We start from the raw sequence: 20,682 nt of genomic DNA, 5'->3' as shown, positions 1-20,682 counted from the left end.
CCTTCAACATACTGATATAAAAAAAGCCCTGTTTCATTCGAAACAGGGCTTTTCCAAGGTACAGAATATTTATTGCTCGTTATTATAATACTCCATGAGTTTAATAAGATCCGTTTCAAGCTTAAGGTTCAGCTTATTGTCTTTAATAAACTGCTCTAACTGATGAGCTTTAGTTGGGTGAATTGCCTCGGGTATATTTTGTATAGTTTTAGGAAGCTTAATCATACCCATAGCATCATTGAAAAGATAGTAGCTCTCCACCTGCTCATATTTTCTGGTAGTTGCAGCTTCATGATATGCACGTGAATCTGACCAGTAAAGGGTAATGGCTTTTAATAAATTTATTTTCCCTGGAACCAATAGCTCATAAAAACTTTTTTCAGTTCGTTTATCAATGGCGGGTAATCCGGATAGCAAGGTTCTTTCTTTTCCGGTTTCTGCGTCATCAAATACCACTCTATACACAGGTACAGATATGGCGTATAGTTTTCTTTTTTCATCCAATACCAACACTTCATTGTATCGGAAATCTACATTGGCAATTATACTGTCAATTACTTTATTGTGCTCTACGTAAATAGTAGCGTTCGAAAATCGTTTTAAAAGAAAAGGGGTGCCTTCGGTTTTTCGGTTGAAAGCAATTCGATCGGGTGGTATAGGTAAATAAGAAAGGTTTGAATTCGTAAAATAATTCTGAGCTTCTGCTGCAAAAGGAATAGCTGCAACCAGTATGAGATAAAATAACTTTTTCATAATTACCCGCTTTATATACTCAAAGTATATTATAGGCTATTGTAATAAGCGATCAACTTAATCAAATCAGCTTCGTTGCGCGATTTTAATTGGTTAGTTCTGATAAAACTATTGAGTTTATCTTTTTTCTCCTTTTCAAACAAACCCGGCACATCAGAAATGGAACGAGGTACTTTTACCAGTCCGGTTGCCGGCAGAAATAGATAGTAGGCCGTATTTTGCTCATACACTCTGGTGGGGGTAGATTCTGAATATCCCCTGCTTTCTGTGAAACTTACCTGATAAGATTTTAATAATAATACAGTTCCGGAGTCGAGTAACTGGTAAAAACTACGGTCTGTTAACCGGTCAATCGGACTAAATCCGGAAAGGAATGTTTGTTTGCTATTTGTTTCGGGATCTTCGAAAATGATACGAGATACGGGTATGCTTACCGCCATTTTTTTGTTATCAGGTGTTTCGAAGATGATTTCATTTGTTTCGAGGTTTATATTGGCAGTAATATTTGCATAAGATTTACCTCTTGAATTAATAATACTAGCGCTTTTAAAAGATTTTAGCAGATAGGGTGATCCCTCCATTTTGTAACCTGCACCCAGGCCATCAACCAGCCGGCCATTTGCGTCTTTAATAAAAATTGAAATGGGTACTTCAGTTTGTGCATTTAAAATCTGAGGGGCAAAAAAAAGGATTGAGCAGATCAGGTATTTCATTTGTTAGTTTTAATATGGGTTCAAAATATTATATATACAAAAATCAAGCCAGCAATAAGTGCCCACCAGGATATAACACTCAGTATGGCAACTGCCAGCGATTTTAATGCACCTTTATTACCCGTTTCGTTTATGAACCGGTAGTAGAAAATAGTTCGATAACCTATTTCAAAAAGGGCAAACAGGTAATTAGGCCATTGTACCCTTGGATGTATATGCAATAATGCAAGGAGCGGTATCCAGATTAAACAACGAACCAGGTTGGTGAATCCGATAAGATAAAGGTTGGCAACCAGGTGTTCTGTAAAATTATATGCTCCCTTTTTGTAAATCAACCAGATAATAAGGCTGATAAAAGGTGCGGCAAACATAGCAACGAAGTTGGCGTATTTCGATAAAAACCGACCTACAGCAATACGTTTTTCCATGCTTTTGTAAGATGTTGCTGTACCTGTATTTTGTGTACTGTTTTTGTATTGAGCCGACGCTGTTGATTGTGAAACAGGGCCGGTTTGTTTTGGAACAATAGATTCCATGAAAACGTACAAAGCTGCTACAATGAGGAAAAAATTAAGTGGCGGGAAATATTTTTTTCTTTTTCCTTCCACATACTCTTTAGCAACTATCCCAGTTTTAGTAACCAACTGTTTCAATAACTGGAAGATACCTTTATCAGCGTGCGTAAAGTAATGAACTACATCATGCCAGATATCGTGCAGGTTAAGTCGTTTAAGGGCTATTTTTTGTCCGCAATTGGCACAAAAATGTTGTCCTTCCGTAAGTGGGTGATTACAGTTTAAGCAGTTGGTCATGGTATTAACGAATATAAAAAAGAAAGCCCGCTTTCTGACTATGCTTTTAAAGAATCATGCTTATTTAATTATCTTACAAAAAAACACGGGATGGATCAGGAGAAAATTGCTTTTATCAAAGAAGGATTCGTATTGAAAATCAAAACATTGACACCGGAATCAATGGCATTATGGGGAAAAATGAATGCACAGCAGATGGTAGAACATGTGACCGGCTTCTTTAAAGTATCGACCAATGAAATACATTTTCCATTAGTTACACCTGAAGAACATTTACCCCGTTACCGCGAATTTTTGTTCAGTGATAAACAGTTCAGGGAAAATACCATAGCACCAGTATTGCCCGAAGACCCCCTTCCACTTACTGAACCGGATTTAACAACGGCAATAAATAAACTTTCAGGTACCATCCAGCAATTCTTCGATTTTTTTGATGCCGATACTTCAGTAAAAACGGTTCATCCGGTATTTGGACCACTGAACTTTGAAGAATGGGTGCTCCTGCACCATAAACATATCACCCATCATGCCCGACAGTTTGGATTGTTACTGCGTTTATAATCAATTTTAATTTCCTGGATTACAAGTTCTCCTCTGTCTAAACCAAAGCTTTCAATTATTGCTGTCAGAGGAAATTTGGCTGCGAGCTGGAAGTGAAGCGTATGAGGGAACGCAGATCTTCATGATTGTCAGGATTTATCATGATAGGTCTTGACAATCATGAAGATCTGTGTTCTACTAATAACAGATAGTGCATTTAGGCAGCCAAATATTTCTTTAAGCAACTGATTTTAATATTCTCCCTCTATTTAATTTCATTAAAAGCAGAATGCCTATAACAAGCACCGATCAAGGCTTGAAGCTTGCGGCTTGCAGCTTGAAGCCAAATTTCCCCAAACAGTACTGACTATCAATCGTTAGCTTTGTGCCCTAAACGATTGATATGTCAAAACTGGAGAATTATGTGCTTGGGAAATGGATACAGGGTGATGGGGCCGGACAAGCACTTTACAATGCCGTAACCGGCGATCAGATTGCAAGTGCATCGACTAGTGGATTGGATTTTAATGCCATCCTTCAATACGCGAGAACAACAGGTAATCCGGCACTTCGGAAAATGAGTTTTCATGAAAGAGGACTTATGCTTCGCCGCCTGGCAATACATTTAAGAAATCACCTTGATTATTTTTATCAGGTAAGCTACCAAACTGGAGCTACGAAGGCAGATAGTTGGGTAGATATTGAAGGCGGTATCGGGAATCTTTTTTCTTATGCTTCATTAAGGAGAAAATTTCCGGATGAGCCTTATTGTCTGGATGGTGAGCAACATATTTTGGGCAAAGCGGGAACTTTTATGGGGCATCACTTATTGGTTCCTAAAGAAGGAGTTGCCATTCATATCAATGCTTTCAACTTTCCTGTATGGGGAATGCTCGAAAAAATTGCCGTAAACCTATTAGCAGGGGTTCCGGCAGTAGTAAAGCCGGCAACAGTTACCGCTTATCTTACAGAAGCAGTTGTAAAAGAAATCATTCGTTCGGGTATACTTCCGGAAGGTGCATTACAACTGATTTGTGGCAGTGCGGGTGATATGCTGCAATATGTGAACGAACAGGACATTGTAACTTTTACTGGCTCAGCTTCGACGGGTTTAATGTTAAAATCTTCTCCAGCAATTCTTCAAAATAGTGTACCATTTACAATGGAAGCAGATTCCCTGAACTGTATTGTTTTGGGAGATGATGTTACACCCGACATGCCTGAATGGGATATTTTCATTAAGGAAGTGAGGAAAGAAATGACCACCAAATGTGGTCAGAAATGTACCGCTATCCGCCGCATATTTGTGCCTGAAAATAAAATAGAAGATGTACAAATCGCATTAGGCAAAGCGCTTGCTCAAACAACCATCGGTAATCCATTGAATGAAAAAGTTAGAATGGGTTCTCTGGCAGGATCGTCGCAACTTAAAGAAGTAAAAACACAGGTACAGAAACTACTTGCATCTTCTCAAATCGTATATGGTTCTTTAGATAGTGTAGAGTTGATAGATGCAGATATGCATAAAGGAGCTTTTATAAGTCCGATTCTTTTGCTGAATGAAAATCCTTTCGGAGCAAAAGAAGTGCATGAAGTGGAGGCTTTTGGACCTGTTTCAACATTGATGCCTTATAAAAACCTTGATGATGCTATTGCCCTGGCCAAAATGGGTAAAGGATCATTGGTAAGTTCCGTGGTTACGGCTAAACAATCTATCGCTAAACAATATGTACTTGGGGTAGGTGCATACCATGGTAGAATTTTAGTGCTTAATCAGGATTGTGCCAAAGAAAGTACTGGTCATGGTTCCCCACTTCCGTTATTAGTGCATGGTGGTCCGGGTAGAGCCGGTGGAGGTGAAGAGATGGGCGGTATGCGTGGCGTAAAACATTATATGCAAAGAGTTGCTATCCAGGGTTCTCCTGATATGATAACCGCTATCAGCAATGTTTACCAGGCAGGTGCTAAAGGAATTACAGGCAATGTACATCCTTTTAAAAAATATTTTGAAGAGTTGAAAATCGGCGATCAAATCCTTACAGACAAGCGACTTATTACAGCAGAAGATATAGATCGTTTTGCCGATCTGAGTGGCGATCATTTCTATGCACACTTACGCGATACAGATTTTTCAGGCACCATGTTTGAAAAGCAGGTAGCGCACGGTTACCTGATCATGAGTATTGCTGCTGGTTTGTTTGTAAGCAGCTATGAAAAAAATCCCGTATTGCTGAATTATGGTATCGATGAATTGCGTTTCACCAAACCAGTTTATCCCGGTGCTGAAATTCAGGTGCGATTTACCTGTAAGGAAAAAATACGCCAGGAGAAAAAAGAAATAACGGATATAGACAAGGGTATTGTAAAATGGCTGGTAGAAATAATGGATGAAACTGGGGAGGTCACGGGTATTGCAACCATTTTAACAATGGTGGCTTTGAAAGAAAGCAAAGATTAATTAATTTTATTAGAGACTAAATATTCATAACGAAGAAGAAAAGAAAATGATAGAAGAGATTAAAGAAGGCTATGTAAAAGTAGAGCGCGAGCATGGTATTGCAACCATAGAATTTTACCACCCACAACGAAATTCATTACCCGGTCAGATATTGGATGCCCTTGCAAAAGACATTCACAGCGAAGGCTTAAATTCCTCAACAAAAGTTATTGTATTGCGTTCAGCAGGAGATAAGGTTTTCTGTTCCGGCGCTTCTTTTGATGAATTGGCATCTATTGATAATGAAGCTGCAGGTACAAAATTTTTCAATGGATTTGCACAGGTAATTAATGCCATGCGAACCGTTCCTCAACTGATCGTTGCACGTATACAGGGTAAATGTGTGGGCGGAGGTGTAGGTATTGCAGCAGCAGCGGATTATGCCATCGCAGTTGAAGGTGCCGATGTTAAGCTAAGTGAACTTGCTGTAGGAATTGGTCCATTTGTAGTAGGCCCGGCAGTAGAAAGGAAAATAGGAACCTCTGCATTTTCACAATTAGCAATTGATGCTTCTACCTGGCGACCTGCCGACTGGGCAAGACGAAAAGGTTTATTTGCAGAATTACATGCCGATGTTGCCGGTATGGATGATTCCATCAGCAGACTTACCAATACCTTATCGCATTCAAGTCCGGAAGCCATGCGTGAAATGAAAAAAATATTCTGGCAGGGAACAGAGCATTGGGATGAATTACTCAAGGAAAGGGCTAAAATCAGCGGTAGATTAATCCTAAGTGAATACAGTAAAAACGCCATTGCAAAATTCAAGGTAAAGCAGTCATAAAAATGGCGGATAGTTTCAATGAGGGAAACTTCATTTCACTATGTAACAAGCTTGCCCGAAAAGACCATTGCTTTAAAGCAATCATTAAAGCATACGGATACCCGCCTATATGGAAGCGTAATCCCAGTTTTGAAACACTTATTCATATTATACTGGAACAGCAGGTATCATTAGCATCTGCAAAAGCAGCTTATGATAAACTGAAAGCAACTGTTGGTACAATTAGTCCGGAAGCTATTCTGGGCATGTCTGACGAAACCTTTAAATCCTGCTACTTCAGCCGACAGAAAACCATCTATGCCCGCTGTCTGGCAAAGTCAATCGTGGATGGAGACTTGGATATAGATATACTTAATCAGCAGGATGCAACTACCATTCGAACTGAACTCAAAAAAATAAAAGGTATTGGCGACTGGACGGTTGATGTTTATTTGATGATCTGTTTACATCGTACCGATCTATTTCCTTTGGGAGATATAGCTTTGATAAATAGTATAAAGCACATCAAAGAACTTTCTTCAAATACAACAAAAGATGAGATTGCTGAATTAACGGTTAAATGGGCGCCATATCGAACAATAGCAGCTTATTTGTTATGGCATGCTTATATCTGCAGGAAAGGGGTTGTATTTTAATTACCTCAATAAACCGGCAGACCATTCAACTGCGTATCTCGATTTCAGGTATTTTATGCGTAAGGAAACAAGTTTTTCTGCAATTTCTATCAGTTTATTTTCCCTTGTATTAATGAGAAACAATGAACTTTCGCCGTTATAGAATTTGAGGTTTTCAGCATTTAACATTGCCTGGTAATTCCTGTAAGCCTGCTCACTAATGATAACCTGCTGTTGAAGCTGTCGGGTTTCGTTGAAGTAGGACCTCAGTTTATTCTCAGTTTCTCTGCGTTTTAGTGAAAGCTCATAATTTGTTTCGCTGATTTTAAGGGTAGCTTTTTTATACTCACCTCGCCCTTCCCGGATAAATAATGGAAACTTAAAATCAATTCCCCAGGCATAATTATTTTGAAACAAGGCACTATTCCACCCTTTGAAAACATTATATCCTTTATTAAGCAGGTTTGCTTTTAAATCTATGGAAGGCAAAATATTCTGCCGCTTAAGTTTTCGATCAATCTCCAATGCATTGAGTTTATAGTCATAAATTCTTAATTGGGGATTTGTAGACAATGCTTCTCTTATTAGTGAAGCTTCATCTGGAAGTACCACAAATTTTGCAAAACTTAAAGTATCTGGTATGTATTGTGGTGAAAGCAGGAAAGCACTGTCTTTTTCATCCCATATATAATTTGATAGCTCAAGCGCGCTATTTGTTAATTCAAGTAATGCCTCGTTTTGCATCAATGAAAATTGCTGAACCTGAGTTAGTGCCTCAATGGTATCAACTGCTGATCTGTCTCCATTCTGAAAACCTATTTTTACCAGTCTGAACCTGTTTTCGGCTATGGTAACAAATTTTGAATAAATACTCAGCAACTGATACCTGCCTGCCCATTGCCAATAAGCTTGATAGGCATTGAAAAGGAGATCGTTGACAGCACTTAGCTGTTCCTGTTCACTTTGTTCACGTAATATCCTGGCTTGTTGTAGTGTTGCTCTTCTTTTGTCTAATAATAAGCCTTTCGCAACCGGCAATGTAACACCGAGATAGCTGGTTTGACCAGAAGTGCTCTCTGAACTTAAAAACTGGCCACCATTATTTTCCAAACCTGCTTTAATATCTGCACCGATCCAGGTGGGTATTTTTATTTCAGGGTTGGTGTAGAAATAATAATTCTTTCCATCGAATGTTTTTCTGCTGGCATTTGTATTGATGATAGGATCAAAACCTCCCTTGGCAGTTAATAAATCTGCTTCGGCTTTTTTAATTCCTATTAAAGCCTGTTTAGCAATGGGATGATTACTACGTACAACTTTTAAATAATCATCGATATAAAAAACCTGACTAAAACAAAATTCTGTCAGAAGTAAACCAATAATTGTATAAACTAATTTCATGCTTACTTATTTACCGCTGCTCATTTCTTTGGTAGCTGGTTGATAATATTCCGGTGGGAATCCATTAATGTTTCGCCACAATTCATATCCTACTGTTACATCTTTCAATAATGCAATTCCATTAGCTCCACCACCTATTCTTAATTGTTTCGGCCATGCTTTTTCGGTCGTGTCCTCTGTAACCAATACCCTGAATTTTCCATTATAGCTAACTGAGTTTTCAATGGCTGATACAACACCACCAAAAGTTCCATAAGAACTAGCTGGCCAGCCGCTAAATACAATTGCAGGAAAGCCATCGAATACAAAACGTATTTTTTGTCCTTTTGAAAGCAAGGGCATATCCATAGGAGAAACAAACATTTCTACTGCATATTGAATTTTATCAGGCACAATTTCAACAATCATGTCGCCCTCTTTCAATATTTCGCCAATACCTGCTTTACGGGCCTTGGTAATTTGTCCGCTTTGCGGGGCCGTTACATAATATAGTTTGTTTCGGATATCGTAGTTGGCATAGGCGTTTTTGAGTTTTGCTACTTCAGCATCACTACTCGCTTTATCTGATATAGCACTGAACTGATCACCTCTTGCTTTGGCAATTTTATCAGCATATTCCTGTACTACCGCATTTTTTTCAATCTTTAATGCGGTTAGTTCCTGCTTGCTTTGTAAATATTTATTCTCTGCTCCGATGCGTTTGGCAGTTGCATTCTGGAAGTTTATTTTCCTTCTTTCATAATCTATCAAAGCAATAACTCCACTGTCGAGCATTGCTTTGGCTGCATCAATTTGCCTTTTAGCTACATTCAACTCGTTTATTACGGCTGATAAATCGATACTATCACTTTCAACTTTCAGATTTTGTTGTCTGAGTTTAATATCAATCTGTGATAATTTTAATACCCTTCCCTCTTCCAATGCAGTAACTTGTTGAGAAGCGGTTTGTGCTTTGCTTTCATAGCCGGATGCTGCACTTTCTTTTGCAGTAATCTGTAAGTCGGTTCTTTCTAATAATGCCGGATCAAAGTATTCTACTTTAACCTCGCCCAGTTGCATGATGGTATCTCCCTTTTGTACAAAATCTCCTTCTTTCACCCACCATTTTTCAACCCTACCGCCGATTACAGAGTTTAATTGCTGGGGTCGTTGTTCTTGACGGAGTGTAGTAATTAAACCGCTGGCACGAATATTTTGTGTCCAGGGTAAAAACATTGATAACAGTAATAACAGCAAAGAACCCCAAAGCCAATTTTTAACCTTACTTCTGCGTGAAATATGGTAAATATTGTCAAAGGAACTAATCGAGCGGTTCGCTATTTCTATCTCAGGTTCACAAGTCAGGTATTTGCTCATTTGATTATGCATTAATTATTTTAGAAACAGTATTCCAATCGCCGAATGCAATTACTTTCCCTTGTCTTAGGTATAATATTTTAGTACATTTTTTAGCTACTTCATCATCGTTTGAAGCGATGATAACGGTTGATTCCCTTTCATTGTTTAGGAAGTCCATCACTTTTAGCTTATAATCTCTTTCAATACCAGTAAATGGTTCTTCCATCAGTACCAATTGGCGCTGTCCAAGCAAAGCCCTTGCCAGTAGTATTCCCTGGCGGGTTTTCGTTGGCAACCTTTTCCCCGTTGGGTCAAGTCTTGAATCCAATCCTTCGGGCAGCGATTCAAGAAACGGGACAAGACCACATTTCTCAATTACTTCAGTAATAGCAGCTTGAGATAGCTTTTTATTACCCATGGTGATATTTTCCCAAAGGCTTCCCTGAAATATATCCTGTTGGCTAAGTAAAATACCTGTTGCGGCTCTTAAGCTGGATAACTCATAATTACCAATTGGGATATCGTTGATGAGTACACTTCCCTCAAAGTTTTTGAATGCCCCGGTTAATAATCGCAACAAAGTCGATTTTCCGGATCCTGAATTACCCATGATACAGATCTTCTCTCCACTATTTACGGCGCAGTTAATTTCTGTCAATACATTTTGTCCGGGCTGGTAGCCAAAACTAAGGTTGCTGAACCTTACACGAAGTCCACCAGAATTTGTGTCTATAGATTCAGATCCACTTTTTTCTGTTTCGGCCCCTGTAATCTTATCAAGCTTTTCGATGGAGGTAAGCGAATCGTATACTTTATCGAGATTGATGATCAGTTTTTCAACAGAGTTCATCACGGTGAGTATCACAATTTCAGCGGCGATGAATTGACCAATATTAATCTGCTGATCAGTTAACAGTAGCACACCAACAATGAGCATGGCTGCTGTGATGATTACTTTAAAGGCTACAAGGCTCCAGAATTGGGCAAGTAATATTTTAAAATAAGAAGTTCTGGAAGAAAGATAACTACCTACCAGGGTATCAGTTTTTTCAATATTTAAGGAAGTACCCCTGGAATATTTGAAAGATTTTATGGACCTGGAAATTTCCTGTAGCCAGGATGCGGTCTGGTATTTGAATTCACTGGCTTCCATACTGGCTGCAAAGCCTTTAGGTAGGGTATTACGAAGTATTACATAAAGTAATAACAGTAATAAAGCGCCAAAACCAATAAAAACGGGGTGATAGAAAGACAATAAGATGATACCAAATATGATCTGAATAATGGCGGAAGGAACGTCGAGGAGGATTTTTTCAATACCTTTTTGCAAAGAAACAGTATCAAAAAATCGGTTAACCAACTCAGGCAGATAGTATTTATCCAATTTTTCGATATTTAACTTTGGAATACGATCTGCAAACTCAAAAGCATAGCGTGTATATATTTTCTGTTTTATTTTTTCAATAATCTGCATTTGCCGTACCTGCAGTAAACCGAAAATAAAAACCCCAGCTACAACCAGAACGATAAGTACAATAATAGAAGTAGAGATAGATCCAGCCATTACAAAACTTATAATGGTTTGTATCCCTAAAGGAAGCGATAGCTGAACAAGTCCTGCAAGTATTGAAAAGGCATAAATTGCCGATACATCCTTCCTGTCTAAACGCAACAAGGCATAAAACTTCCCTGCAGCCCCGTAAGCTGTGCTATTCGATTTTTGAGCCATAATGGTAGATTGTCAAAGAAAGTTACTGTTAATATCTAAGCCTTGAAACACAATTCATTTTTTGTCATGTGTTTCAATCACCATAAATGACCCTGAGGTCATTTATGGTGATATTTAACTATTTTAAAGATCATTGTATTCATACAAACTATCAATGTTTGTATTAGCCGCCATTTCAAATACCGGTTTAATTAAACCATCTTTTAACCCGTAAACCCAACCGTGTAAATGTGGTCTTTGTTCATTCTTCCACGCACGTTGAATAATAGATGTTTTGGCTAAATGCATAACCTGTTCCTGAACATTTAGTTCAACGAGACGATCAAATTTTTGTTGTTCGTCTTCAATATTGTTCAATTCCTGACGATGCGTGCGGTACACATCCTTGATATTACGCAACCACATGTTTAATACCTGCTTGAAATCATGGTTGGTCATTGCAGCTTTAACACCACCGCATCCATAATGTCCGCAAACGATTACATGTTTTACTTTTAAATGGGTTACAGCATATTCCAATACACTTAGCAGGTTTACATCTGTATGTACAACCATATTGGCGATATTTCTATGTACGAATATTTCACCTGGCTGGGTATTGGTAATTTCATTGGCTGGTACACGGCTATCACTACATCCTATCCATAAAAATTCAGGACGCTGTATATCTGCGAGCCTTGAAAAATACTCGGGATCTACCAGTACTTTTTCGTTTGCCCATGCTTTGTTTTCTAATAATAATTTCTCGTAAATTTTCATTCTGCTGAATTTTTAGGGATAACAAATAGATTGTGCATCGATTTATGCTGGCTTGTTTTTACTTCGACCTTAATTTTTTTAAGATAGGCATGACAAAGGAAATTATTTATTTCTTCAATTACATCTTTATCAATAAAATCAGCCCTTGTGGCATCGATTATAACAAAAGCGTTAGCGGGTACATCTTCCAGTTTTTTCTTTACAATGGGTTTATTCAGAAATGAAACATCTTTCCTGAAACGTATCAGGTAATTATTTGCGTCATTTACCACCATAACTGCCGACCTGAAATTACTTCTGATGAGGAAAAAGAGTCCAACACCAATACCAATTAAAATACCCACCAATAAATCAGTAAACAGTATAGCTGCAATGGTAACAACAAATGGCACAAACTGATCCCAACCCTTTTTGTAAAACTCCTTAAATAAAGTGACTTTCGCCAGTTTATATCCCGTAAATATTAAAACAGCCGCGAGGGCGCTCAATGGTATCTTGTTCAAAATACCGGGAATAAACATCACGCAAAGCATCATCAGGATGCCATGGTAAATAGTAGACATTTTTGATTTTGCACCGGAAGATATATTAGCAGAGGTTCTTACTACAACAGAGGTAAGCGGAAGTCCGCCAATAAGTCCTGATACCATATTACCTACTCCCTGGGCTTTTAATTCCCGGTTTGTAGGGGTAACCCTTTTCAAAGGATCCAATTTATCCGCGGCTTCAATACCTAATAGTGTTTCCAGGCTGGCTACAATGGCAATAGTAATTCCTGAAATCCATACATCCGGATTTTTCAAGAATGCAATATCTGGGAAGGTAAGGAACGAAACAAAAGAACTTACATCGTTGGCAACCGGTAATGCTACCAGGTGTTTTGCTTCCAAAGCATATGCTGGTTGGGAAGTTTTAAAGTATTCATTGAGTAATGTTCCTACTAATACAACAACCAGTGGGCCGGGTAATAGCTTAAGCGATTTTTTAGACTTGATAAATGGCCGCTCCCAAAGGGTTAACAATACCAAAGAGATGGTACCAATGATCATGGCGGATGGGGTTATATACTTCACAGCCTGAAACAAGGCGGTGAAAGTGTTTTCATGATCGGGTTGAAGAAACGATTCATCGCCTTCAAAATCTGTATCATATCCAACAAGGTGCGGCAACTGTTTCATGATCAGGATAAGTCCAATAGCCGCCAGCATTCCCTTGATAACTGCATTCGGAACATAGTCGCCAATAACTCCAGCTTTGATAAAGCCAAATATTAGCTGAAATATACCCGCGATAACAACTGCGAGTAAGAATGCCTCGTATACCTGTAATTTTGTTATAGCCGTGGCTACAATTACTGTTAGACCAGCAGCCGGACCACTTACACTTAACTGCGAACCACTTAAAATACCGATTACAATACCACCTACTACTCCGGCAATAATTCCAGAAAAAAGTGGAGCCCCAGATCCAAGTGCAATACCCAGACAAAGAGGTAATGCCACCAGAAGAACAACTATAGATGCCGATAAATCGGCACCTACATGCTTTAAATATTTACTCATGCAAATGTTTATAATAATAAAGATAGAAATACCAACCAGCTATAATATGGGCTAGCAATTGGGAGGAGGAACATGAATTTCCGTAGTATGATTCTGCGGAATTACTGCATCAGTAAAGGGGAAAATAAGACCTAAACAGTCTTTGCGATGAACCAATGAAAGTTCTGGTGTTGAGATAAAATCACTTTTCGCATCAGATTGCTGGGAAGGCTCTCCGGATGAGTCAAGATTATGGGGTATTTCCTCTGTAAACTGGTTGGTAAACAAAAGCTTGCCCATTTGCTGAATGGGAAGAATTTGTACCGCCAGTACAAGGATGAGGAAGATATTGATAATACGTTTACCCATAATGAGTTGCAAATGTAATAGCCTGCAATACAACATACAAGCTTAAACATTTGTTTAACAAAATAATAAATAAACCGAAACTGCCTAGTATGTTGTAAATCAATTACTTAGAATGTAATTGTGAAAGAAGTAAGGTTAAACAGTATAATTATGATGGCAGTTATTGTATGAAAAAACAATAACTGCCATCCTATTTAAATATTTAACCCACCGCAGGCGCTTAAAACCTGACCGGTTATATAGGAGCTCATAGGGCTTGCCAGAAAAAGGGATGTATTTGCAATTTCTTCTGCTTTACCAAAGCGACCCAGTGGAATTTTTTTCAAAAACTCAGTTGCACCATCTCCATCCTGCAGGTAATGGGTCATATCTGTTTCAATAAATCCGGGTGCAATAGCATTGCAACGTATATTTCGGCTACCCAATTCATGTGCAACGGATTTGGTAAAACCAATGATTCCGGCTTTACTGGCTGCATAGCTGCTTTGTCCGGCATTACCTCTGATACCTATAATTGAACTCATGTTGATAATGCTTCCAGATTTTGCTTTCATCATGGGACGGATTACCTGTTTAGTCATGTTGAAAACACTTTTCAGGTTAATATCCATCACATCATCCCATTGCTCCGGAGTCATTCTTAATAATAGATTGTCTTTCGATATGCCTGCATTGTTTACACAAACATCAACTGCGCCAAATTCCTTTAGTACATCGTTTACAAAACTTTCACTTTCAGCAAAATCACCCGCATTACTTTTCCAGGCTTTTGCATTTACACCCAGGGCGCGTAATTGTGTTTCAAGTGCAGCTGCTTTTTCAGCACTGCTGTCGCTAACATAAGTAAATGCAATATGGCTGCCATGTTCAGCGAGTTTTAATGCGATTGCGGCACCAATACCTCTGGCGGCACCTGTTACGATCGATACTTTACCTTCAAGTAATTTCATAATTAATGTATTTGATAGAATACAGTTACAAATAAAAAGAATTTATACATAGTGTAAACAATAAAGCTATGTATGAGGATAAATATAGTTGCTGAAACGATTCTTTGCACGAGATTAAAACCATAAAAGCGCTTAAATGCATGCGCAGAATAAATCCCCGTTATTATCTGCCCGGTAAAAGTATAGACATCATCATTTAGCCATGCTGAAGATGCATCAAACAATTTACTCGTTAGTCGAATAATGATTATAACCAGGGGAAGAATAAAAAAATTTATCATCAGGAAAAATGAATTAATCTCCGATGATAGTACCATATGATCAAAGAAGAACTTCTTCCTGAAAAAACTTATGGGCCATAAAACCAATGCACAGACTGGAATGATAAATAGCAACAATATTTTCGATAGCTTTTCACTTTTTGTAGTGAAATGTTCTTGAAGACTTGCTAAATTCTGGTCAGGATGGGCAGCCAGGTAGTTGTTTACCTTTGTTGTTGCATATTCACCATACTTCCCATTTTCCATATGCGATTCGAGTGGCATATTTAGTCCATTGGCCAGAGGAAACAAAAGGTAGAGTACTACCAACAGCAAGAAAAGTGATAGAGGTTTGAAATATTTTTTTCGAATACCATCACAGTAATCCATTGAAACCAGTCCGGGTTTTGTGAATATGGTTTTAATGGTTGTAAAAAAAGTTCCTTCAAAATGGGTTATGAAGTGAAATACTTCCTCAAACAGGTGTATGATTTTTCTGTCTTTTTCCTGATATACTTTTTCACCACAATGATTGCAATATTTTCCTACAAAGTTATTATTGCAATTTTTGCAGGTAATTGTGGGCTTGTTCATAGAATGCTTTAGGCTTGGTCAGTAATAATTCTAAATCATTTGTTTTATCTCATCAATATATTTTCTGTCATTACTCAACCGAGGAATTTTGTGTTGACCGCCAAGCTTCCCTTTACTTTTTAACCATTTATTGAATAACCCTTTTGGTACAGCATGAACCTGTGGCAGCGTTAACGCGATGTCTTTATATCTCTTGGCTTCGTAGTCACTGTTCAAAGATTTGAGCGCACAATCCAGCTCGAATGCAAATACATCTGTTCCAATTGAAGATTCTTCAAACTCAATCAGCCATTCGTGGGCACCTTTGCTATGGTCACCAAAATAAACAGGGGCGGCAGTATAATCCTTTACAGTTAATCCTGTTTTTTCAGAAGCTATTGCAATAGCTTTATCGGCATTATCGGCAATCACTTCCTCCCCGAATGCATTGATATATTGTTTAAGCCTGCCACTAACTTTTATCCTGAATGGATATGTAGAAGTAAACTGAATGGTATCTCCAACCAAGTATCTCCATAATCCACCGTTGGTACTAATTACAAGTGCATAATTTTTTCCTAACACAACTTTATCTAGCCCAATTGTTTCCGGATCTTTCTTGCCATATTCTTCCACCGGCATAAACTCATAAAAGATTCCATGATTTAAGAAGAGTAACATTCCTTCTTCATTTGGATCATCCTGTGCCGCAAAAAATCCTTCACTGGCATTATACATTTCCAGATAGGTACAACCTTCGCCAATTAATTTTTTAAACTGCTCTCTATATGGCGTAAATGAAACACCTCCATGTATATATAGTTCCAGATCTGGCCAAACTTCTTTTAAGGATTGCTTACCGGTAATTTCAAGAATACGTTTAATAAGCACCAGGGCCCAGGTAGGCACACCTGAAATAGAAGTAACATTTTCCGGAATAGTTGAAGCGGCTAATTTTTCAATCTTATCCTCCCATTCATCCATCAGTGCGATAGATAGTTCAGGAGTTCTGATCCAGTTAGCCCAGATAGGTGAGTTTTGTAATAATACAGCACTTAGGTCGCCATAATTTACGGCTTCATTTATTTTACTTATCTGATGACTACCGCCAATCACCAATCCTTTGCCCGTGAGCAGGTGGCTCTCATTGTGATAATTGTAATACAATGTGAGTACATCTTTGGCGCCCTGGTAATGACAATCTTCGAGGCTTTCCTGGGTTATAGGAATGAATTTGCTTTTATCGCTGGTAGTTCCACTGCTTTTGGCAAACCAGTTAACAGGGGTATTCCATAAAAGCTGTTCTTCGCCCTGCATCAGTCTTTCGATATAGGGCTTTAGGTCATCGTATTCATGAATTGGAACCGCAGCCTTGAATTTCCGGATATTAAATAAATCAGAAAACCCATACTTACGACCGAACTCTGTGTATTGACCATGCGTAACAAGATCTTGTAATACCTCTCGCTGGGCTGCAATAGGATCACTCATCCATTGTTCTATGCGCCAATGTCTGAATCGGGCCAAACGTGATATAGCTGGACTAAACAGTTTCATGTTAGATACCAGCAAAATAAGGAATCAGGTTGATAAATGCTAATCTGTAAAATGGTAAATCAAAAATCCGGGATCTGAATATCACTATTCACTTGTAGCTGAAGGTGCAATATGTGTTTTACCCATTTCAATGATCCAATCTTTTCTTCTCAGTTCAAAATTGGTTCCAAGGTATAAACGTCTTACCTGTTCATCATCGGAAAGTTCTTCTGCAGTACCATGTTTAAATATTTTTCCTTCTATGAGTAGGTATGCCCTATCGCAAATGGAAAGTGTTTCATTTACATTATGGTCAGTAATCAGAATGCCGATATTTTTATATTTCAGGCGGGCAACAACTCCTTGGATGTCTTCAACTGCTATTGGGTCAACGCCAGCAAATGGTTCATCCAGTAAAATAAATTTAGGATCAACGGCTAAAGCGCGGGCTATTTCAGTTCTTCTTCTTTCACCTCCACTTAAGCTGTCGCCATTGTTCTTTCTAACATGGTGCAGGTTAAACTCATCGAGTAACTGGTTTAATTTATAAATGCGCTCCTTTTTAGTCAGTTTGGTCATCTCAAGCACTGAAAGGATATTGTCTTCCACGCTTAAGCTTCTGAATACGCTGGCTTCTTGTGGCAGGTAACCAATGCCCATCTGAGCACGTTTATACATAGGAAGCCTGGTAATATCGGTATCGTTCAAAAAAACGGTTCCCTCGTCGGGCTTAATAAGCCCCACAACCATATAGAAAGTGGTGGTTTTACCGGCCCCATTTGGGCCAAGTAAACCTACAATTTCACCTTGATTTACATCAATACTCACTTGTTTTACAACGGTTCTTCCCTTGTAACTTTTAACCAACTGGCGTGTATGTATAGTAAGGCTCAAAAAATTGATATTTCAACAAAAATAGGACTTTGGATTTGCAGTATGGCATTACCCCTCCGGATTAACAGATGTTTTTATATAAAGCCATTAAGGCTGTATATTGCAGCCATTTAAAACCCGCAAGCAAGCAGGCATGAAGATTACAGAGCATATTCAACAGGCAAAAGATACCCTGATTTCTTTTGAAGTATTACCTCCTTTAAAAGGGAAAACAATCGTTTCATTATACGACCACCTCGATCCTTTAATGGAATTCAAGCCATCCTGGATCAATGTTACCTATCATAGAAGTGAAACGATGTTCAAGAAAAAATCTGACGGTACATTCGAAAAAGTGGAAGTTAGAAAACGACCTGGAACAGTAGGTATTTGTGCGGCCATTATGAACCACTATCAGGTAGACGCTGTACCACATATCATCTGTGGCGGGTTTACCAAACGAGAAACGGAAGATGCGCTGATTGACCTGGATTTTCTTGGCATAGATAATGTGCTTGCACTGCGTGGCGATGCTGCAAAGAATGAGTCTTCTTTCGAACCAGAGCCAGGCGGTAACCATTATGCAATTGATCTTATACAGCAGGTTAACAATATGAATAATGGGTTATACTTGGATGAAGACATTAAAAATGGCGGCAAAACCAAGTTCTGTATAGGTGTTGCAGGCTATCCTGAAAAACATTTTGAAGCACCCAACCTTCAGATAGACCTTTCAAAACTTAAAGAAAAAGTAGATGCCGGTGCAGAGTATATCATGACTCAAATGTTTTTTGATAACCAGAAATTTTTCGACTTTGTAAAAAGTTGTAAAGCTATTGGTATCAATGTGCCGATTATTCCAGGACTAAAACCTATTACCAATAAAAAACAGCTCTCTGTTTTACCTAGAATTTTCCATGTAGATATACCAACGGATCTTTCGAATGCTATTATGAAATGTAAAACAGATGCTGAATGCGAGCAGGTAGGAACTGAATGGCTGACCCAACAAAGCCGTGAATTGAAAGCATTTGGAGTACCTGTGTTGCATTATTATACACTTGGTAAACCCAAAGTAATCTGGAACGTAGTAAAAGAACTAGTATAAAAAAATCCCGGTCTAAAAGCCGGGATTTTTTTATCAGGTTCCTTTCTTTTTGATTTTTGTTTCAATCAGGTCATCAAATTGTTCCAAACTCAATTGTTTGGCAATAATGCGTTTGTCTTTATCGAGTAGATAGAGGGTTGGTGTTTTAAAGATATCATACAACTGTCTGTAGTTTGCTATACCAGCTTTTTCTTCAGTCTCTTTATCTTTTTTGGTTTGATAAGTGTGTATCCAACCTTCGAGCTTTTTTTCATTGATGAATCGCTTCCATGCCGGAATTTCATTTTCATAAATATTCACCCCATAAATAGCAACATTCTGTCCTTTCCACTTATTACGATAGAATGAATCGAGGCGGGGCATTTCATCTTTACAATGTCCGCAGTTGGGGTCCCAGAAAGCAACAACTGTAAAATCTGCTTTGATATTATATAAGGGAGCATATTTACCCGTTGTGTCTGTAAGGTTTAAAACAGGTGCGGGTTTACCAAGTTGGTTAGCCATTAAACTATACGCTCTTTCAATCACGGTTTTACGCGATGCGGCATTCAGAATGGTCGTATCTCCTTTGGCATAAAAGTTTTCAAAGAGGTATACAAATACTTTATCCTGACCCATGAACTCTGGGTTCATGTATTTATTGGTAAACTTGGTAAGCAGATATGGGTAAATCTCTTTTCCTGTGCGGGCAGAAAGGAGAATATATTTTACTTCCTCAATAATTGAATCTGGTTCAGGTGAAACATAATACCGGAAATAATCATCCATTTTCGGTTCAAAAAATGGAGTCCTTAGTAGTCTGTCATCACTAAAAAGCACATCATCCCAAAAATGCTCTTTTACGAAGCGATATGGATAAGCAGAATCGGGTTTGCCATTCACAACAGGAACAGGAGGAACTTCAGGCCTTTTCATTGTGGTGAATAGCATAGCCAGCAAAGAGTTAGGCTGTTTCTGAATGATATTGGTCCTGTAATCCTGCAATTCTTTGTCGGCTTTGGTTAGCGCCGCCAGCAGACGGGTAGAATCTTCTTTATTGGAAGCCGTTTTATACGCATTGCTTAACTGTTGAATCAATTCTCCTTTCTCTACGGAAAAGGCGGTATAAGTCTTAAAGAGATCATTATCTGCAGAACCCTTTATAATGGCCTGATCCTTTCGGGAAGTATCACCAATGATGCTGAACTGTTGAATATTATCCATCAACAACTCAAATTGTATGGTCATTTGAGGTGATACCACAAAATAAATACCTCCGGTAAGTTTCTTTGGTCCGGAAAATACTCCCTGACTTTTTTCATTTAAAAAGGCCGAGTCCACAAGTGTTCGCCCTGTACCCATATAACTGCCGAGGTATACCTTACAATTTTTTAGTGGGGTAAGGGTTATAGATATTTTTCTTCCACTGGTTGAGTTGGGTTTAGCAGTTACTTTAGGTTTTGACTTAGTTGCTCCACCCGCTTTTTGTGAAAAGACCGGGACAGACAAGAACAAACAGGCGATCCATACAAAACAATACTTCATATCCTAGA

General features: G+C 38.5%; 19 protein-coding genes. 5 read left to right on the top strand and 14 right to left on the bottom strand.

Features of this window, described 5'->3' with window-relative positions; all coding sequences use genetic code 11:
* Positions 1-69: 69 nt before the first annotated feature.
* Genes ACH30E_RS01105 through ACH30E_RS01095 form a run of 3 tightly spaced genes read right to left on the bottom strand, consistent with a single transcriptional unit; the run spans position 70 to position 2,278 of the window.
* Positions 70-753 (bottom strand): hypothetical protein, encoded by a 684-nt coding sequence (locus tag ACH30E_RS01105; protein ID WP_490823258.1) that lies wholly within the window; start codon positions 751-753, stop codon positions 70-72.
* A gap of 29 nt (positions 754-782) precedes the next feature.
* Positions 783-1,466 carry a hypothetical protein gene (locus ACH30E_RS01100; protein ID WP_294989385.1) on the bottom strand — a complete coding sequence of 228 codons (684 nt, stop codon included), beginning with the start codon at positions 1,464-1,466 and terminating at the stop codon, positions 783-785.
* A 20-nt stretch (positions 1,467-1,486) separates the two neighbouring features.
* Entirely contained in the window at positions 1,487-2,278 is a 792-nt protein-coding gene (locus ACH30E_RS01095; protein WP_490823257.1) for a DUF3667 domain-containing protein, read from the bottom strand.
* A 90-nt stretch (positions 2,279-2,368) separates the two neighbouring features.
* Here ACH30E_RS01095 and ACH30E_RS01090 point away from each other — a divergent pair, with 90 nt between their 5' ends.
* From ACH30E_RS01090 to ACH30E_RS01075, 4 genes are all read left to right on the top strand, one after another.
* A complete protein-coding gene (locus ACH30E_RS01090; RefSeq protein WP_490823256.1) occupies positions 2,369-2,839 on the top strand; it encodes a DUF1569 domain-containing protein in 471 nt (156 codons plus the stop codon).
* A 382-nt stretch (positions 2,840-3,221) separates the two neighbouring features.
* Complete coding sequence (gene paaZ / locus ACH30E_RS01085; protein ID WP_490823255.1) at positions 3,222-5,276, top strand: phenylacetic acid degradation bifunctional protein PaaZ; 2,055 nt, start codon at positions 3,222-3,224, stop codon at positions 5,274-5,276.
* Between the two features lie 46 nt (positions 5,277-5,322).
* Positions 5,323-6,099 carry an enoyl-CoA hydratase/isomerase family protein gene (locus ACH30E_RS01080; RefSeq protein ID WP_490823253.1) on the top strand — a complete coding sequence of 259 codons (777 nt, stop codon included), beginning with the start codon at positions 5,323-5,325 and terminating at the stop codon, positions 6,097-6,099.
* A 2-nt stretch (positions 6,100-6,101) separates the two neighbouring features.
* Complete coding sequence (locus ACH30E_RS01075; protein WP_294989371.1) at positions 6,102-6,734, top strand: DNA-3-methyladenine glycosylase family protein; 633 nt, start codon at positions 6,102-6,104, stop codon at positions 6,732-6,734.
* Here ACH30E_RS01075 and ACH30E_RS01070 read toward each other — a convergent pair whose 3' ends face one another.
* The 10 genes from ACH30E_RS01070 to lptB form a co-directional block, all read right to left on the bottom strand.
* Entirely contained in the window at positions 6,735-8,114 is a 1,380-nt protein-coding gene (locus ACH30E_RS01070; RefSeq protein WP_294989368.1) for a TolC family protein, read from the bottom strand.
* A gap of 6 nt (positions 8,115-8,120) precedes the next feature.
* On the bottom strand, positions 8,121-9,470 hold the full coding sequence (locus ACH30E_RS01065) for an HlyD family secretion protein (protein ID WP_490823251.1): 1,350 nt from the start codon (positions 9,468-9,470) through the stop codon (positions 8,121-8,123).
* 4 nt (positions 9,471-9,474) lie between these two features.
* Positions 9,475-11,181: a peptidase domain-containing ABC transporter gene (locus ACH30E_RS01060; protein WP_490823250.1), complete on the bottom strand. Its 1,707-nt coding sequence runs from the start codon at positions 11,179-11,181 to the stop codon at positions 9,475-9,477.
* A 123-nt stretch (positions 11,182-11,304) separates the two neighbouring features.
* Positions 11,305-11,940, bottom strand: a complete 636-nt coding sequence (locus ACH30E_RS01055; RefSeq protein WP_294989360.1) for a carbonic anhydrase — start codon at positions 11,938-11,940, stop codon at positions 11,305-11,307.
* The gene (locus ACH30E_RS01050) at positions 11,937-13,502 is read right to left on the bottom strand and encodes a SulP family inorganic anion transporter (RefSeq protein WP_294989357.1); all 1,566 of its coding nucleotides are present in this window, start codon (positions 13,500-13,502) and stop codon (positions 11,937-11,939) included. The genes ACH30E_RS01055 and ACH30E_RS01050 overlap by 4 nt, the downstream gene beginning before the upstream one ends.
* A gap of 51 nt (positions 13,503-13,553) precedes the next feature.
* Positions 13,554-13,850, bottom strand: a complete 297-nt coding sequence (locus ACH30E_RS01045; RefSeq protein ID WP_490823249.1) for a hypothetical protein — start codon at positions 13,848-13,850, stop codon at positions 13,554-13,556.
* A gap of 194 nt (positions 13,851-14,044) precedes the next feature.
* Positions 14,045-14,800 (bottom strand): 3-oxoacyl-[acyl-carrier-protein] reductase, encoded by a 756-nt coding sequence (fabG, locus tag ACH30E_RS01040; protein WP_294989351.1) that lies wholly within the window; start codon positions 14,798-14,800, stop codon positions 14,045-14,047.
* Positions 14,801-14,802: 2 nt separating this feature from the next.
* Complete coding sequence (locus tag ACH30E_RS01035; protein WP_490823247.1) at positions 14,803-15,654, bottom strand: DUF3667 domain-containing protein; 852 nt, start codon at positions 15,652-15,654, stop codon at positions 14,803-14,805.
* Between the two features lie 30 nt (positions 15,655-15,684).
* Entirely contained in the window at positions 15,685-17,190 is a 1,506-nt protein-coding gene (locus tag ACH30E_RS01030; protein WP_490823246.1) for a GH3 auxin-responsive promoter family protein, read from the bottom strand.
* Between the two features lie 84 nt (positions 17,191-17,274).
* A complete protein-coding gene (gene lptB, locus ACH30E_RS01025; protein WP_294989342.1) occupies positions 17,275-18,063 on the bottom strand; it encodes an LPS export ABC transporter ATP-binding protein in 789 nt (262 codons plus the stop codon).
* 133 nt (positions 18,064-18,196) lie between these two features.
* Here lptB and metF point away from each other — a divergent pair, with 133 nt between their 5' ends.
* Positions 18,197-19,150: a methylenetetrahydrofolate reductase [NAD(P)H] gene (gene metF, locus ACH30E_RS01020; protein ID WP_294989339.1), complete on the top strand. Its 954-nt coding sequence runs from the start codon at positions 18,197-18,199 to the stop codon at positions 19,148-19,150.
* Positions 19,151-19,183: 33 nt separating this feature from the next.
* On the opposite strand, the gene ACH30E_RS01015 is transcribed toward metF, so the two are convergent.
* Positions 19,184-20,674: a redoxin domain-containing protein gene (locus tag ACH30E_RS01015; RefSeq protein WP_490823244.1), complete on the bottom strand. Its 1,491-nt coding sequence runs from the start codon at positions 20,672-20,674 to the stop codon at positions 19,184-19,186.
* Positions 20,675-20,682 lie beyond the last annotated feature (8 nt).

It is taken from the genome of Sediminibacterium sp. FW305-C-61, from assembly GCF_058231065.1.
The sequence above is the reverse complement of the archived record's forward strand: the minus strand, read 5'-3'. Positions and strand labels throughout refer to the sequence as shown.